Genomic DNA, 15,091 nt, shown 5'->3' on the forward strand with positions numbered 1-15,091 from the left:
CTGCAAATTAAAACTGCAATGCTCCGCTGCAACGACATCAGACCACAGGGAATGTGATGAAAGTCTTTTTCGACGAACGCCAGTTGCGCCATGCACCAACCCACTATTTTCGGCGCGGCGCAGCGATGACGCATCAAGAACAGCCACAACGTGCTGAAATTTTACGCGATATGTTGATCGGCGAAGGGTTTGAGATCACCAAACCCCAAGACCACGGGCTGGCCCCGATCAAGGCCGTGCACAACCCTGACTATGTCGACTTCCTGCCCGACGCCCACGCCCGTTTCGTCGAAAGCGCGGGGCCAGAGGCGCTGGCCATTCCCACCATGCACCCCGGCGTGCGGCGCGGCAAAGAACCCAAAGACATTCACGGCCAGTTGGGCTGGTGGATGACCGACACATCGACCCCGCTGACCGAAGGGTCATGGGACGCCGCCTATTGGTCGGCGCAAACCGCCGTGGAAACCGCCGAGACCGTGGCAGCCGGTGCCCGCGCCGCCTATGCGCTTTGCCGTCCGCCCGGCCACCACGCGATGCGAGATTGCTCAAACGGGTTTTGCTTTTTCAACAACGCCTGCATCGCCGCGCACCACCTGACCCAGACCTACAAAAAGGTCGCGCTGATCGATATCGACGTGCATACCGGCAATGGCTCGCTCGACATCCTCTATGAACGTGGCGATATCTTCTTTTGCTCGCTGCATCCCGATCCGGCCACCTACCCCACCTTCTACCTTGGCCATGCGGATGAGACGGGAGAAGGCGACGGGGCGGGCAAATCGCTGAACCTGCTGCTGGAACAGGGCGCGAGCCAAGATAGCGTGCTGGCGTTGCTGGATAAAGGCATCGCCGCGATCCGCGAATTCGGGGCCGAGGCACTGGTGGTCTCACTGGGCTTTGACATGGCCGCCGATGATCCGCTGGCGGCCGTAAATGTCTACCCCGATGGCTTTGCCGAAATGGCGCGGCGCTTGGCGGCGCTGAACCTCCCCACAGCATTGATCCAAGAGGGCGGCTATCTTGGCCCATCCCTTGCCGATAACGCAAAATCCTTTCTTACGACATTCCGCGAGGCCACAGCATGAGCAAGACACCTAAAGAGATGAACGGCGCTGAAAGCGTTGTCCGCAGCCTGCACGCGGGCGGGGTGGAGGTCTGTTTCGCCAACCCCGGCACCTCCGAAATGCAGTTCGTCGACGCGCTGGACCGCACCAAGCTAATGCGCTGCGTCTTGGGCCTGTTCGAAGGCGTGGTGACCGGTGCCGCCGATGGCTATGCCCGCATGGCCGGGAAACCGGCAGTGACCCTGCTGCACCTCGCCCCCGGTTTCGCCAATGCCGCCGCCAATCTACACAACGCCCGCAAGGCACGGGTGCCGATGGTGAACCTTGTGGGCGACCACGCCCTGCGGCACCAGAAATACGATGCGCCGCTGTCGGCAGATGTCGAAGGCGCCTGTGCGCCGTTTAGCGATTGGGTCCGTTCAGGCCGTGATGCGGGTAGTTTTGCGGCGGACGCGATGACCGCCCTCGCCGTGGCGCAAAGCAAGCCCGGCAAGGTCGCCACGCTGATTGCCCCTGCGGATATCGGCTGGGACGCGGGCGGCAAGATGGCCGAGGCCGTGGCCCCCGCCGCCCCTGCCCCATTGGATGAACGCGCGTTAGATGCCGCGATCAACGCTTTGGAAAGCGGCGAGAAAACCGTTCTGCTGGTCGGCAGCCCGGTGCTGGAAAACCAAGAGGCGATGGCCCTGCTGCACGGCATCGCAGAAAAGACCGGGGCCGACATCCTCGCGCCCACCTCGAACCGCCGGATGGAGCGCGGACAGGGCCGCTTTGCGATCAACAAAGTCCCCTACCCGATCAACGCCGCCCTTGAATGCCTCGCCCCTTACAGCCGCGCGATCCTGATTGAGACACCGCCGCCCGTCGCCTTCTTTGCCTATCCCGGCAAGCCGAGCCTGCTGCTGCCGGTCGATTGCCACACCGTCACATTGGCCCCCGTCGATGCGGACGGCCCGACCGCCTTGGCCGCGCTGGCGGACCGCATCGGCGCGAAACCCGCCACCCCGCGCGACCACGAAAGGCCCGCCGCACCACAGGCGGGCGGCATCACCCTGCAAAACCTCGGCGCGGCTTTGGCCAATGCGCTGCCGGAAGATGCGATTGTGGTGGATGAGGCGGTATCATCGGGCGGGGCCACCTTCCCCGCAGGCGATAGTGCTGCGCCGAACACTTGGCTGGCGCTTACCGGCGGGTCCATCGGCATCGGTATCCCGCTTTCTGCCGGGGCCGCCATCGCCTGCCCTGACCGTCCGGTGATCACGCTGCAAGCGGATGGATCGGCGATGTACACCATCCAAGCGCTTTGGACCCAAGCGCGCGAGAACTCCAACGTCACCACGATCATCCTCGCCAATCAGTCCTATGAGATCCTCAAGGGTGAGCTGCACAACGTCGGCGCGCAGCCCGGCCCCGACGCGCTGAGCATGCTGAACCTCGACCGTCCGCAATTGGATTTCGTTGCCATGGCCAAGGGCATGGGCGTGCCGGGCAAACGGGTCGAAGACGTAACCGAACTGATGCGCGCCATTGAGGACGCAGCGAAAGAACCCGGCCCTTTCCTCATCGAAGCGATGCTTTAACCCCTCGAAAGGACACGACATGACCCTCGATCCTGATCTGAAGTCCCGCATCCTTCAGGCTGTCGAAGACGGATTTGCCGAACAGGTGAGCTTTACCCAACAGCTGGTGCAAACCCCTTCCCAACGCGGCCATGAACATGCGATCCAAGATCTGCTGTTCCGCAGTTTGCAAAGCCGTGGCTATGCGATGGACCGCTTCAAGATGGACCGCGCCGCGATTGAGGCGCACCCCGGCGGCTCGAAATACTCAGACGATCACTCTGACGCGCCCATCGTCGTGGGCATCCACCGCCCGCGCGATGAGACGGGCCGCTCGCTGATCCTGCAATCGCATCTGGACGTGGTGCCCGAAGGGCTGCACGAGATGTGGGATGATCCGCCCCTGTCGGCCAAGATCGACGGCGATTGGATGTATGGCCGCGGCGCGGGCGATATGAAGGCGGGTGCTGCGGCGAATATCTTTGCCCTAGACGCGCTGCGCCGCATTGGGTTGCAACCGGCGGCCACCGTCTATGTTCAGTCCGTGGTGGAGGAAGAATCCACCGGCAACGGCGCATTGCAGACGTTCCTACAGGGCTACACCGCCGATGCGGTCTTCATTCCCGAACCCGAAGAAGAGATGTTGGTGCGCGCCAATACCGGCGTCATCTGGTTTCAGGTGCAGGTGCGCGGCGTGCCAGTCCATGTACGCGAAATGGGCGAAGGGGCCAATGCGATCGACGCGGCCACGCGCGTGATGACCGCCTTGCGCGAGATGGAGGAGGACTGGAACGCCGAGAAAGGCGAGCACCCGCATTTCGAAGACGAAGCCCATCCCATCAACCTCAACATCGGCAAGATCGAAGGCGGCGATTGGGCGTCATCGGTGCCGTCATGGTGCAACATCGATTGCCGCGTTTCCATCTATCCGGGCCGCAACGCCGAGGACGCCGCGCGGGAGATTACAGAGCGGGTCAAAGCCTTTGCCCAGACCGACAGCTTCTTGTCCAACAACCCACCGAAAGTGGTCTTCAACGGCTTCCACGCCGAAGGCTACGTGCTGGAGCCGGGCAGCGACGCCGAAGCCGTGCTGGAACGCGCCCACGAACACGCCATCGGCGCACCACTGCAATCCTTCATGACGGCGGGCTACCTCGATACGCGGGTCTATGCGTTGTACAACAAGATCCCCGCGCTCTGCTACGGGCCGAAATCACGCAACATCCACGGGACCAATGAATCCGTCAGCCTCAGTTCGGTAAAAAAGGTCACCCAAGCCATGGCGCTTTTCATTGCGGAATGGTGCGGAACCGAGGATATCGCCCCATGAGCAATGTCGCACTAACGCCGCAAGGCGGGCTACCGCCATTCCTGAGCGGGGCTCTGGCGGAAGGGGGCGATGCCAAGGCCGACCTTCTGGCCCAAGACCCACCTGCATTTGATGCAGACCGCGCGGCTGAGGTCGCCTTGCAACGCTATGGCGTGTCGGGAAAGATCAAAACGCTTGCGGCGGAAAAGGATGCCAATTTTCTGATCACCCTGCCCACGGGCGAAGAGGCGCTGCTGAAAATCACCAATGCAGCTGAAGGGCGCGCGGTGACCGACATGCAGACCGCCGCGCTGATGCATCTTGCCGCAGCCGACCCTGACCTGCCCGTGCCCCGCATCTGCGCCAGTCTAACCGGCAAAGCGGCCGAAGTTGCCACGGCGGCTGACGGTCAGATCCATGTCGTGCGCCTGATGACCTTCCTCGGTGGGACGATCCTTAGCCACGCGACACCCCAGCCCGGCCTCTACCGCGCCTTGGGTGATTTTCACGCGCGGGTCACCCTTGGGCTGCGCGGGTTCTTTCACCCCGCGGGCGGGCATTTCCTACAATGGGACATCAAACAGGCGGGCCATCTGCGCCCCCTTTTGAAGGATGTACAAGACCGCGACCTGCGTGCCCAGTTGGGGCGCAGCCTAGACCATTTCGACGCGGAGATCGCGCCCCGGCTCCCCCTGCTTCGGGCACAGGTTGTTCATAACGACTTCAATCCGCACAATATTCTGGTCGATGGGCCAGAGGCCCAGCATCCCGTCGGGCTGATTGATTTCGGCGACACGGTGCATACGCCGCTGGCTTGCGATTTGGCAGTGGCGTGTTCCTATCAGATCGGCCAAGGCCCCGACCCGCTGCACGCCGTCAGCGAGATGATCGCGGGCTATGCCAAACGGCTGCCGCTGGAACCGGAAGAGATCGCGCTGTTACCCGGCCTGATCCGTCTGCGCCACGCCACGACACTGGCCATCGGCGCCTCCCGCGCGCGGCGCTATCCCGAGAATGCCGCCTATATCCTGCGCAACGCCGCCGCCACGCTGCGCGGGCTGGCAGCGCTCGACCAAATTGGCGACGCCGCCGCGATCGAAACCCTGCAGCGTGCTGCGGGAACGGAGTGATCCCATGACCATGATCAACGCCTATGACAGCGCCCAAGCGGATGCCTTGACGGCAGCCGACCGCAACCTGATCGACCGCCGCGCCAAGGCGCTTGGCCCTGCTTACCGGCTGTTCTACGATCAACCGCTGCACATCCAGCGCAGCGAAGGCGTTTGGCTGTGGGACAAGGACGGGCGCAAATACCTTGATGCCTATAACAACGTGGCCTCGGTCGGTCATTGTCATCCGCGCGTGGTCGAGGCGATCACCCGCCAATTGGGCGTGCTCAACACTCACACCCGCTATCTACATGAAAACGTGGTGACTTACGCCGAACGGCTGCTCGCCACGATGCCCGACACACTCGGCCATGTCATGTTCACCTGCACCGGGTCCGAGGCGAATGACATCGCCCTGCGCATCGCCCGCAGCTATACCCGGCGCGAAGGCGTGATCGTCACCCGGCTTGCCTATCACGGGCTGACCGAAGCGGTGGCCGAACTGTCCCCGTCCTTGGGCGATTTCACCCCGCGCAGCCCGCGCATCCGGCTGATCGACGCGCCTGACACGCTGCGCATCCCGGCAGCCGAGCAAGGCGCCAAACTCGCCGCCGATTTGGCCCAAGCGATTGCCGAGATGCGCGCCGATGGGATCGAGCCTGCGGCCTTCATTGTCGACACCATCTTCTCCAGTGACGGGCTGCACCCTGATCCGGCGGGATTCCTGCAGCCGGCGGTCGACCTGATCCGCGCCGAAGGCGGTCTTTTTATCGCGGACGAAGTGCAACCCGGCTTTGCCCGCACCGGCGACGCCTTCTGGGGGTTTCAGCGCCACGGGCTGGTGCCTGACATGGTCACGATGGGCAAGCCGATGGGCAATGGTTTCCCCCTCTCCGGCACCGCGATGCGCCCGGAACTGGTTCAAGAGTTCGGCGAAAAAGCGCGGTATTTCAACACCTTTGGCGGCAACCCGGTGGCCGCGGCGGCGGGTATGGCGGTGCTTGACGTGATCGCGGATGAAGGGTTGCAGCGCAATGCCGCCAAGGTCGGCGGGTTCCTGAAAGACGGGCTGAATGACATCGGAGGGCGTTACCCCAAGATCGGCCATGTGCGCGGTGCCGGGCTGTTTCTGGCGGTCGAATGCGTTACCTCGTGCGAGACCAACGAAGCTGACTCCGCCTGCGCGAAGTTCGTGGTGAACCACCTGCGTAAGAACGGTGTTCTAATCAGCGCCACGGGACCGGGTGCGAACATCTTAAAAATCCGTCCGCCGCTTGTGTTGCAACAGACAGAAGCACAGCTGTTTCTTGATGCCCTAGAGGTCGCTTTTGCTGCAGCGGAGGCCGAAGGCGTTTAGCGCCAATCGACTTGGCCCTTCACAGCGCCTCGCGCAGTTCACGCGCCCCCTCACGGGCATTGGTAAGCCACTCTGGGTCCATCTGCGGGACCGAAGCTAACAGACGTTTGGTGTAATCCTGCTGTGGCGCGCCGAAGATCTCATCGCGCCCGCCTTGTTCAACAATCTGGCCGTTCTTCAGGACAATCACCTTATGGGCAATCGCCTCAACCGTGGCCAAGTCATGGGTGATGAACATGAAAGTCAGGTTCAACTCGGTCTGCAAACGGACCAATAGGCGCAGGATACCTTCGGCCACCAGTTGGTCCAGCGCGCTGGTCACCTCATCGCAGATGATGAATTCAGGCTCGGCTGCGAGTGCGCGGGCGATGCCCACACGCTGCTTCTGCCCACCCGAGAGTTCGCTGGGTTTGCGGTCAAGGAAGGCGCGGTCGAGGTCGACCAAATCCATCAACTCTTCGACCCGCGCTTGCAACGCACGTCCCTTGCGCCCCGTGAATTTGCGTACCGGACGGGCCAAAATCTCGCGGATACGGTGCCTTGGGTTCAGCGAGGTGTCCGCCGATTGATAGATCATCTGAATGTTGCGCAGCGTTTCGGGGTCGCGCTTGGCCAGCCGTGGCTCCAGCGGGGCGTCATCCCAGAAAAACTGCCCTTCTGTTGGGGGCAGCAGGCCCGCAATCACCCGCGCAAGGGTGGATTTACCCGATCCACTTTCGCCCACCACTGCCGTGGTCTCGCCGCGCGGAAAAGTAAAGTTCAGGTCGGCCAGCACCGTCATCGGGCCATAAGCGGCCGATACCCCCTCGCAGCGGATCAGCGATGGCGCGGTGCCCAACTCGGCGTCAGGGCGGCGGAAGGACCGCACAGCCCAGAGAGAGCGTGTGTAGTCGTCCTGTGGGGCGTCGAGCATCGTTTTAGTGGGCGCGGTTTCAACCTCTTCACCGTCTTTCATTACGCAGATGCGGTCGGCCATCTGACTTACCACCGCAAGGTCATGGGTGATGTAGATCGCCGCACTATTATATTGCTCTACAATGTCTCGAATGGCCCCCAACACTTCGATCTGGGTGGTCACATCCAGCGCAGTAGTCGGCTCGTCAAAGATGATCAGGTCGGGGCGGCAGGCCATGGCCATCGCTGTCATCGCCCGCTGCAACTGGCCGCCCGACACTTGGTGCGGATAGCGAAAGCCGATCTCTTCGGGGTTGGGCAGTTGCATCTGACGGTAGAGGGCGACAGCGTCTTGCGCGGCGGCGTCGCGTGTCGAGACGCCGTGCAGTCGCGGCGCTTCGGTATATTGGTCAATCAGCGTCTTGGCGGGGTTAAAACTGGCCGCGGCGGACTGCGCGACATAGGCGATGCGCTTGCCATGCAACCGGCGCAGTTGCCCGCGCCCCATGCCGATCAATTCCGTCCCGTCGAATTCGACGCTGCCCCCGGTGAACCTGACGCCGTCGCGGACATAGCCCATCGCCGCCAACCCGGCCGAGCTTTTGCCCGCGCCGCTTTCACCGACAAGGCCCAGCACCTCACCGCGGTCCAATTCCAGATCAAGCCCTTTGAGGATGACCGTTGGCTGCGCCCTGTCCCCTGCTTCAAGCCGGAGACCGCGAATGTTCAGTAGATTTCCCATATGCTTGGCCCTGCTCGATTAACTTTTCAATCCGCTGGCGCGGTGCAGCATCCAATCGACGATCAGATTGATCGCGACGGTCAGCAATGCGATGGCAGCGGCCGGAATGAGCGGGGTAATATCCCCGAAACTGATCAACGTCGCATTCTCTTTCACCATCGACCCCCAGTCTGCCGTGGGCGGCTGGATGCCAATGCCAAGAAAGGACAGCGCCGCGATAAAGAGGAACACAAAACAAAAGCGCACCCCAAACTCGGCGATCAAGGTCGACCAGATGTTGGGCAAAATTTCGCGGCGTAGCAGCCATGGTGTGCGCTCTCCGCGCAGCCTTGCGGCTTCGACGAAATCAAGGCCGACCACATTCATCGCCGCAGCCCGCGACAGCCGGTAGACCGGCGCCACATAGATCACCGCGATCACCCCGACCATATTGGGAATCGATGGGCCGACGATGGCCAAGAGCATTAGCGCTAGGATCAGCGGCGGCACGGCCATCAGCACATCGACCAAGCGCGACAGGACTTCGTCCAGCCAGCCGCCTTTGAGCGCGGCCAGCATCCCCAGCGTCGACCCGACCGAAAAGGAAATAGCCGTGGTCAGCAGCGCCAGCCCGACCGTATTGCGCGCCCCAAAGATCATACGCGACAGCATATCCCGACCCAGATTGTCGGTGCCCAACGGATGCGCGGCGCTCCATGGCAGATAGGCATCGCCCACCACCTGAGTCTCGCCGTAGGGCGCGACGATGGGCGCGAATACCCCCGTAAAGGCGACGATGGCCAGCACCACCATCCCAAAGATCGCCGAGGGGGGCGCGGATTTCAGCAAAGATTTCATCGTTATCTCCCGTGCCGCAGACGCGGGTTCGACATGATCGAGATGATGTCGGCCAAAACGTTGAGCGTGATATAAACAGCGGCAAAGAACAGCCCCACCGCCTGCACCACCGGGAAATCCCGGCTGGAGACCGCATCCACCAACAACTGCCCAAGACCGGGGTAGGAAAAGACGACCTCTACCACCACCACGCCGACCACCAGATAGGCAAGGTTCAGCGCCACGACGTTGACGATCGGCGCCAATGCATTGGGCAGCGCGTGCTGCACGATAATGCGCCAGCGCGGCACACCTTTAAGGCGCGCCATCTCGATATAGGGCGAGGCCAGCACGTTGATGATGGCCGCTCGCGTCATCCGCATCATATGCGCCACCACCACCAGAATAAGCGTCAGCGCAGGCAGGAAACTGCGGTAAAGCGCGTCCCACAGCCCCGTGGCGCTGTCGATCCGTGCCAGCGTCGGAAAGACGCCGGCCTTGATCGACAGAAACAGGATCAGAACATAGCCCACGAAAAATTCGGGCATGGAGATCGCGGAAAGCGCGGTCAGGTTGACGCCACGGTCAAACAGCGTGTTGCGCCACAGCGCCGCCAGAAGCCCAAGGATCACTGCCAGCGGAGCGGCGATGACGGCGGCATAGGTGGCCAGAAACATGGTATTGGCAAGCCGCGGCCCCAAAAGCTCGGACACTTCGCGCCCCGAGGCCAGCGAGGTGCCAAAATCACCTTGCAGCACGCCGCCGAGCCAATCGAAATACCGAAGATGCGCGGGCTGATCGAGGCCCAATTCGGCGCGGAATGCCGCAAGGGTGGACTCGGTCGCGGATTGGCCAAGGATCTGCTGCGCCAGATCGCCGGGCAAGAGTTCGATGCCAACGAACATGAGGGCGGATACGACAAAGAGGGTCAGAATGCCGAGGGACACTCGGCCGATAACAAGCTTCTGAAGCCGGGACATTTTAAGGTTTTCTCCGGCCCGGATCGGGCCATTGGTGCGGGAAACGGACGGCCCCTTGGGGCCGCCCGGAAGAGGCTGTGGCTTAGGACATCCACCAGCGTTCGATGAAGCGCTGGCTGTCGAGATCCCACATCTCGGACACTTCCTCGGGCATCTGAACGCTTTCGCTCATGGCCGAGACATATTGACCAAAGGCCGGGATCAGCGCGCCGCCCTGCTCTTTCACGATCTTCTGCATCTCGCCGTACATCTCGGCGCGGCGGGTCTGGTCCAGCTCAGGCCGCGCTTGCAACAGCAGCTCATTGAAACGCTCGTTGTCCCATTTGGTCTCGTTCCACTCCGCATCGGCGGCATAGCCGGTCGAGAACATCAAGTCCGGCGTCGGACGGCCACCCCAATAGGAGCAGCAGAAGGGCTTTTGCAGCCAGACATTCGACCAATAGCCATCATCCGGCTCACGCTTCACGTCGATGTTCAGCCCCGCAGGCCGCGCGTTTTCGGCAAAAAGAACCGAAGCATCCACCGCCCCGTTAAAGGCCGCATCCGAGGTGGACAGCGTCACATCAAGGCTTTCAAGCCCCGCCTGTTTCAGATGGTACTTCGCCCGCTCCGGATCATAGGTGATCTGCTCAAGGTCGTCGTTGTAATAGGGCATAGAGCGCGAGATCGGTTGGTCATTGCCCACGGTGCCATAGCCGCGCAGAACCTTCTCAATCATGTCTTCGCGGTTGATGCCGTATTTCAGCGCCATGCGCACGTTCATGTCATCGAACGGGGCCGTGTTGGTCTGCATCGGCATGATGTAATGCAACGTGCCGTCTTGGGTGTGGATTTTCACATTGGGCGCGCGGCCCAGCAGGTTGATCGTCTTGAGGTCTGGCCGGTCGATAAGGTCTACTTCCCCTGTCATCAGCGCGTTCATCCGGGCAGCCGGATCGCCGACTTTCAGGATCACCACCTTGTCGAAATGCGCGCGGCCCTCTTTCCAGTAGTCATCGCGGCGCGTCAGTTCGACCCGCACGCCCGGCTCGAAAACGTCGATCACATAGCCGCCGGTGCCGATGCGACTGTTGGGATCGATCGTCCCATCGCCGGTGTCTTGGCGAATGCCGAGGTGGTAGTCGTTGAAGATGAACGGGAAATCCGCGTTCCCAGCGGCCAGTTCAAACACCACGACCTTGTCGCCATCGGCGCGGATGTCGGTGATCTGCTCAAGCAGCGGTTTGATACCGGATTTGGACTCGGGCCCCATGTGGTGGCGGATCGAGGCGATCACGTCATTCGCCGTCGCCGTTTTGCCGTCCGAGAATTGCGCGTTGTCGCGCAGGCGGAAAGTCCATGTGGCGGCATCGCTGCTGGCCTCAAAGCTTTCCGCGAGGTCAGGCTGTGCGGTGCCATCGGGGGCAATTTCCGTCAGAGTGTTAAAGACCGCATAACCGCTGGCGAACATAAAATCGTTGTTGAATGTCGCGGGATCAAGGCTGTCCGAAGTCGACCCTTGGGTGAAGCCAACCCGCAACGTGCCGCCCTTTTTGGGCTGCGCCTGCGCGAAAGCGCCGTGCGGCAGGATCAGCCCTGCACCGACGGCAGCCGCACTCCCGGCAAGAAAGCCGCGGCGGTTTGGTCCGGCGTTGGGTTTTGTAAAATTGGTCATCGTATCCCCCTTGAGTTATTTTCTTTGGTCAAACGCTCTTTCTGAGCGCCCAGAATAATTTTGCGGTCGCGCGGCGATCCATCTCGCCTTCGCGTCTGCATAGGCGTGACATCTCGGCCCGCCATCGTAGTCTAAACGCGACGGCTGCAAACAGCAGCGCGCATTTGTCCGCCAAGCGATCATTCACGGTCATTCACCCCGCTCATATGATCTGTGCCATAGGCATAGCCCGTTCTTTGGCTGGGGTATAGATGCCTGAACGGAGTGGTGCCAACTTACGCTACGGCGGATGGGGTTTTCGGCGCAATATCAAGTCGTTAATTGCCCTGCAAAGATGACCCCGCTGCCTACGCTCACGCGTCTTTCCTCCAAATTGCGTAACGCGCAGCACTCTCGGCACTGTGGCCTGCAAGCGCCCGATTGGATCATCTGTCAGATATGGTTTCCATCCGCTCAATCTCCCCCCTTCCCCCCCTCAGTCAATCCGATGAAGAACAGAAATAAGGCCAGATGCCTGCAGAGCACTGCGAGATACTTACGCCAAATTTAGAGAGTGGGCCGCTTTGCCCTGCAACCCTCAACGACAAGGGCAGCATTTACGGATAGTGGACGGCATGAGCTTTCGGTTTTTTGGTGACCTAGGCAACGTCTATGCGTAGAGATCAGGTTGTAGCCGCCCGCCGAACCGATCATGGACAAAAGCCGGACCGAGATTGCCACTTTATCGAAATTGAACATGAATAATAACGCCCCCTCTGCAACTGTCACCTTGCCAAGCCTTGGTTGGGCACCCTTCTATGAAGAGCAACTTACCCCCGAAGACGAAGAGTATGATGCCCTGCGCATCAGTTCTGTGCACCGGTCCCGGATGAAAGGTGAATCCACCCATGGCCCGGTCAGGATCAGCCTGCCAGCACATGTAAACACATCGAATTTTGCGGTTGGTGACTGGGTTCTGGCGCATCCACAGAGTCACCTCCTTGTTCGGCGACTTGAACGGCGGTCTTTGCTTGAGCGTCAGACGGTCGGCGCACTCAATCCGCAACTGATCGCCGCGAATGTGGATACGGTCTTTGTCGTCACCTCGTGCAACGACGATTTTAATCCAGCGCGGCTGGAACGTTATCTGGCTTTTGCCAACGAGGCGGGCACGCGGGCTGTGATCGTCTTAACGAAAGCCGATCAAGCGGCTGATCCGGCGCCCTATGAGGCACAGGCCGCAGCCCTTCAACGCGGACTTGACGTCGTCACCGTCAACGCACGCTCATTGGATGCCGTAGCGGCACTGGCTCCGTGGTGTGGCACTGGGCAGACAGTCGCGCTCATCGGGTCATCCGGGGTTGGGAAATCGACGCTGCTCAACACGCTTGCGCGTAAATCTGATGAGGCAAAACAGGCCACGGGCGCGATCCGGGAAGATGATGCCAAAGGTCGGCACACGACCACCGTGCGATCGCTGCACCGGATCGCAGGTGGCGGATGGGTCATTGATACCCCCGGCATGCGCACCCTTCATGTAAGCGATGTGTCCTTTGGGCTTGAGGCGCTCTTTGCAGAGATTATCGAACTTGCGCCTGACTGCCGATTTCGCGATTGCACACATCTACATGAACCCGGCTGCGCGGTTCAGGCGGCGGTTGCTGCGGGGACGTTAGACCCAGCGCGTTTAGAACGCTGGCGCAAACTGCATGAAGAAAATCAACAGAACACACCTGCCGTGACCGGCGCGCGGGGGAACAAGAAATCCGGCCCGCGCGGAAAGTTCCGCTGACTGCGGTCTGATTTCGACGGTAGGATCCTCGCCCGGCACCGCAGCTGAATGCCGCCGCTCTATGTGGGTGCAGCGGCGGTCAAACTGCGCTCCACTCTTGCAGAGCCACAGCCTAACATCCACGTACCATCCAAACGGATGGATAATTGAAGATGGGCAATGTTCGGCAGCTGCGTGAAAAGACCCCTGACAGCGAGAAAATAACAATCAATCTGGGCTATGTGGATTTGGGAAGGATCGACCTGTTGGTGTAGGAAGGCTTCTACTCCAACCGGTGCGATTTTATCCGCACGGCAATCCGCAACCAACTTGAGAGCCATGTGGAGGTTGTCAGCACATCGCCCGAGCGTCACACGATGGAGCTTGGCCTGCGCGATTACACGGTGGCCGATCTTGAGGCGCTGCAAGCTGCCGGAGAGGTGTTGCACGTCAAAGTCGTCGGACTGGCGCGTATCGCCGCCGATGTCACCCCAGAATTGGCACTGAAAACCATCGGCTCAGTCACAGTGCTGGGGGCATTACAGGCCAGTGCGGATATCAAAAAGGCCCTTGCCGACCGCATCAAATAGGACGCCACCCCCTTAATCAGGAGAGATGAGATGAAACACTTTAACGCCGGTGCAACGCATCGGGCGACCCATGCCGCACGCCTGAGGGCTGCCAACGATCTGGTTCAACGCACACTGGCGCAGCATGGTCTTGCCGGGCAAGCTGCGCCTATGAAAGGTGCAGGCGTGGCGGCTATGCCCTCTGTCACAGAGATGCTGTCGAAACTCGGGACCTCAGCCCCAAAGCCCCGCGCCCCGCAGACGGACATCCCCAAAGGGGCTGCCTTTCGTCTGATACATACACCTGCACGGCAGGCAGTCGGGCCTTTCTAATGCCAGCCTAACGTGCGGACCTCTTGCCGTTTAACCGCTCTCATGCTCAGGCACTTTTGTAAGCATCGTGCCATCGCGCTGGTGTTGAATGATATTGTCCACAGCAAGCTGCCCCATCGCCAAACGCGTCTCTACGGTCGCGCTGCCGACATGGGGCAGCAACACTGTGTTCGACAGGTTTTTCAATGCCTGTGGAATGGCGGGCTCAGCCTCAAAAACATCCAAACCTGCCCAGCCCAGCTTGCCCGTCTCTAGAGCCTCGATGAGGGCCGCTTCATCCACAACTGAACCGCGACTGACGTTCACCAAGGTGCCTTGAGGACCCAAAGCCGCGAGGACATCGGCATTCACGATGCCTTTGGTTCCTGCGCCACCGGGGGTTACACATATCAGGACATCACAATCTGCAGCCATTTCCACCACATCACGATAATAGGTGTAGGCCACGTCTTTTTCGTTGCGTGAGTGGTAGACGATAGCTGGGTTCCACGGGGCGAGCTTGTCAGCGATCGCCTGCCCGATCCGCCCCAATCCTAGGATACCGATGGTCTGATTGTCAGGGGAACGGGTCAGTGGCGCCGCGCCCAAATTTTCCCAATCTCCTGAGCGCGCCCATGCATCATCGCGCAAGGCCTCTCGGTAACACATCAGCATCAGCATGACGGCAGTCGTCGCCACGTCTGAATTCAAAACATTGGGAGTGTGTGATACCATGACACCTTGAGCAATCGCAGCATCAATGTCGATGGCATCATATCCGACGCCGTAATTGCTGATTGCCTTGAGGTTTGGCAAGGTTTCCATCGTTGCGCATGGAATACCGACGCTGCCACTGGTGAGGACATGGGTAATCTTCTCCGCTGGATAATCGTCGGCCTTATGAAGGGTGAATACCTGCGCAAGCTGTGCGCGCATATCATCCGTAATGTTTGTAAGCAGGAGGAGATCAGACATA

General features: G+C 60.8%; 12 protein-coding genes and 1 pseudogene. 8 read left to right on the plus strand and 5 right to left on the minus strand.

Going from position 1 to position 15,091, the window contains the following annotated elements; genetic code table 11:
• Nucleotides 1-56: 56 nt before the first annotated feature.
• The 5 genes from DSM110093_RS12660 to DSM110093_RS12680 are packed head-to-tail and all read left to right on the plus strand — an operon-like array spanning nucleotide 57 to nucleotide 6,398.
• The gene (locus DSM110093_RS12660) at nucleotides 57-1,085 is read left to right on the plus strand and encodes a histone deacetylase family protein (protein WP_243265423.1); all 1,029 of its coding nucleotides are present in this window, start codon (nucleotides 57-59) and stop codon (nucleotides 1,083-1,085) included.
• The gene (locus tag DSM110093_RS12665; RefSeq protein WP_243265424.1) at nucleotides 1,082-2,644 is read left to right on the plus strand and encodes an acetolactate synthase large subunit; all 1,563 of its coding nucleotides are present in this window, start codon (nucleotides 1,082-1,084) and stop codon (nucleotides 2,642-2,644) included. The genes DSM110093_RS12660 and DSM110093_RS12665 overlap by 4 nt, the downstream gene beginning before the upstream one ends.
• A gap of 19 nt (nucleotides 2,645-2,663) precedes the next feature.
• Nucleotides 2,664-3,953 (plus strand): ArgE/DapE family deacylase, encoded by a 1,290-nt coding sequence (locus tag DSM110093_RS12670; RefSeq protein ID WP_243265425.1) that lies wholly within the window; start codon nucleotides 2,664-2,666, stop codon nucleotides 3,951-3,953.
• Nucleotides 3,950-5,062, plus strand: a complete 1,113-nt coding sequence (locus DSM110093_RS12675; RefSeq protein ID WP_243265426.1) for a phosphotransferase — start codon at nucleotides 3,950-3,952, stop codon at nucleotides 5,060-5,062. The genes DSM110093_RS12670 and DSM110093_RS12675 overlap by 4 nt, the downstream gene beginning before the upstream one ends.
• Before the next feature lie 4 nt (nucleotides 5,063-5,066).
• The gene (locus tag DSM110093_RS12680) at nucleotides 5,067-6,398 is read left to right on the plus strand and encodes an aspartate aminotransferase family protein (protein WP_243265427.1); all 1,332 of its coding nucleotides are present in this window, start codon (nucleotides 5,067-5,069) and stop codon (nucleotides 6,396-6,398) included.
• 19 nt (nucleotides 6,399-6,417) lie between these two features.
• Here the strand turns inward: DSM110093_RS12680 and DSM110093_RS12685 are convergent, their stop codons facing one another.
• From DSM110093_RS12685 to DSM110093_RS12700, 4 genes are all read right to left on the minus strand, one after another.
• A complete protein-coding gene (locus DSM110093_RS12685; RefSeq protein WP_243265428.1) occupies nucleotides 6,418-8,034 on the minus strand; it encodes an ABC transporter ATP-binding protein in 1,617 nt (538 codons plus the stop codon).
• Nucleotides 8,035-8,052: 18 nt separating this feature from the next.
• Nucleotides 8,053-8,871, minus strand: a complete 819-nt coding sequence (locus DSM110093_RS12690; protein WP_201722017.1) for an ABC transporter permease — start codon at nucleotides 8,869-8,871, stop codon at nucleotides 8,053-8,055.
• A gap of 2 nt (nucleotides 8,872-8,873) precedes the next feature.
• Complete coding sequence (locus DSM110093_RS12695) at nucleotides 8,874-9,830, minus strand: ABC transporter permease (RefSeq protein WP_243265429.1); 957 nt, start codon at nucleotides 9,828-9,830, stop codon at nucleotides 8,874-8,876.
• Nucleotides 9,831-9,912: 82 nt separating this feature from the next.
• Nucleotides 9,913-11,484: an ABC transporter substrate-binding protein gene (locus tag DSM110093_RS12700; RefSeq protein ID WP_243265430.1), complete on the minus strand. Its 1,572-nt coding sequence runs from the start codon at nucleotides 11,482-11,484 to the stop codon at nucleotides 9,913-9,915.
• A gap of 736 nt (nucleotides 11,485-12,220) precedes the next feature.
• Here DSM110093_RS12700 and rsgA point away from each other — a divergent pair.
• From rsgA to DSM110093_RS12715, 3 genes and pseudogenes are all read left to right on the plus strand, one after another.
• Entirely contained in the window at nucleotides 12,221-13,255 is a 1,035-nt protein-coding gene (rsgA, locus tag DSM110093_RS12705) for a ribosome small subunit-dependent GTPase A (RefSeq protein ID WP_243265431.1), read from the plus strand.
• 152 nt (nucleotides 13,256-13,407) lie between these two features.
• Nucleotides 13,408-13,824: pseudogene (locus DSM110093_RS12710) on the plus strand (CopG family transcriptional regulator).
• Between the two features lie 30 nt (nucleotides 13,825-13,854).
• Nucleotides 13,855-14,136 carry a hypothetical protein gene (locus DSM110093_RS12715; protein ID WP_243265432.1) on the plus strand — a complete coding sequence of 94 codons (282 nt, stop codon included), beginning with the start codon at nucleotides 13,855-13,857 and terminating at the stop codon, nucleotides 14,134-14,136.
• A 30-nt stretch (nucleotides 14,137-14,166) separates the two neighbouring features.
• On the opposite strand, the gene DSM110093_RS12720 is transcribed toward DSM110093_RS12715, so the two are convergent.
• Nucleotides 14,167-15,090, minus strand: coding sequence for a 2-hydroxyacid dehydrogenase (locus DSM110093_RS12720; protein WP_243265433.1), 924 nt, complete (start codon nucleotides 15,088-15,090; stop codon nucleotides 14,167-14,169).
• Nucleotide 15,091: the final 1 nt, after the last annotated feature.

It is taken from the genome of Sulfitobacter sp. DSM 110093, from assembly GCF_022788715.1.
In the GTDB taxonomy this organism is placed as follows: Bacteria; Pseudomonadota; Alphaproteobacteria; order Rhodobacterales; family Rhodobacteraceae; genus Sulfitobacter.

Bases quoted from the DNA above. Each gene is read 5' to 3' on its own strand.
- DSM110093_RS12700 (WP_243265430.1), bottom strand. From the start codon at position 11,484: ATGACCAATTTTACAAAACCCAACGCCGGACCAAACCGCCGCGGCTTT.
- DSM110093_RS12685 (WP_243265428.1), bottom strand. From the start codon at position 8,034: ATGGGAAATCTACTGAACATTCGCGGTCTCCGGCTTGAAGCAGGGGAC.
- DSM110093_RS12675 (WP_243265426.1), top strand. From the start codon at position 3,950: ATGAGCAATGTCGCACTAACGCCGCAAGGCGGGCTACCGCCATTCCTG.
- DSM110093_RS12665 (WP_243265424.1), top strand. From the start codon at position 1,082: ATGAGCAAGACACCTAAAGAGATGAACGGCGCTGAAAGCGTTGTCCGC.
- DSM110093_RS12695 (WP_243265429.1), bottom strand. From the start codon at position 9,830: ATGTCCCGGCTTCAGAAGCTTGTTATCGGCCGAGTGTCCCTCGGCATT.
- rsgA (WP_243265431.1), top strand. From the start codon at position 12,221: ATGAATAATAACGCCCCCTCTGCAACTGTCACCTTGCCAAGCCTTGGT.
- DSM110093_RS12670 (WP_243265425.1), top strand. From the start codon at position 2,664: ATGACCCTCGATCCTGATCTGAAGTCCCGCATCCTTCAGGCTGTCGAA.
- DSM110093_RS12715 (WP_243265432.1), top strand. From the start codon at position 13,855: ATGAAACACTTTAACGCCGGTGCAACGCATCGGGCGACCCATGCCGCA.
- DSM110093_RS12680 (WP_243265427.1), top strand. From the start codon at position 5,067: ATGACCATGATCAACGCCTATGACAGCGCCCAAGCGGATGCCTTGACG.
- DSM110093_RS12690 (WP_201722017.1), bottom strand. From the start codon at position 8,871: ATGAAATCTTTGCTGAAATCCGCGCCCCCCTCGGCGATCTTTGGGATG.
- DSM110093_RS12660 (WP_243265423.1), top strand. From the start codon at position 57: ATGAAAGTCTTTTTCGACGAACGCCAGTTGCGCCATGCACCAACCCAC.
- DSM110093_RS12720 (WP_243265433.1), bottom strand. From the start codon at position 15,090: ATGTCTGATCTCCTCCTGCTTACAAACATTACGGATGATATGCGCGCA.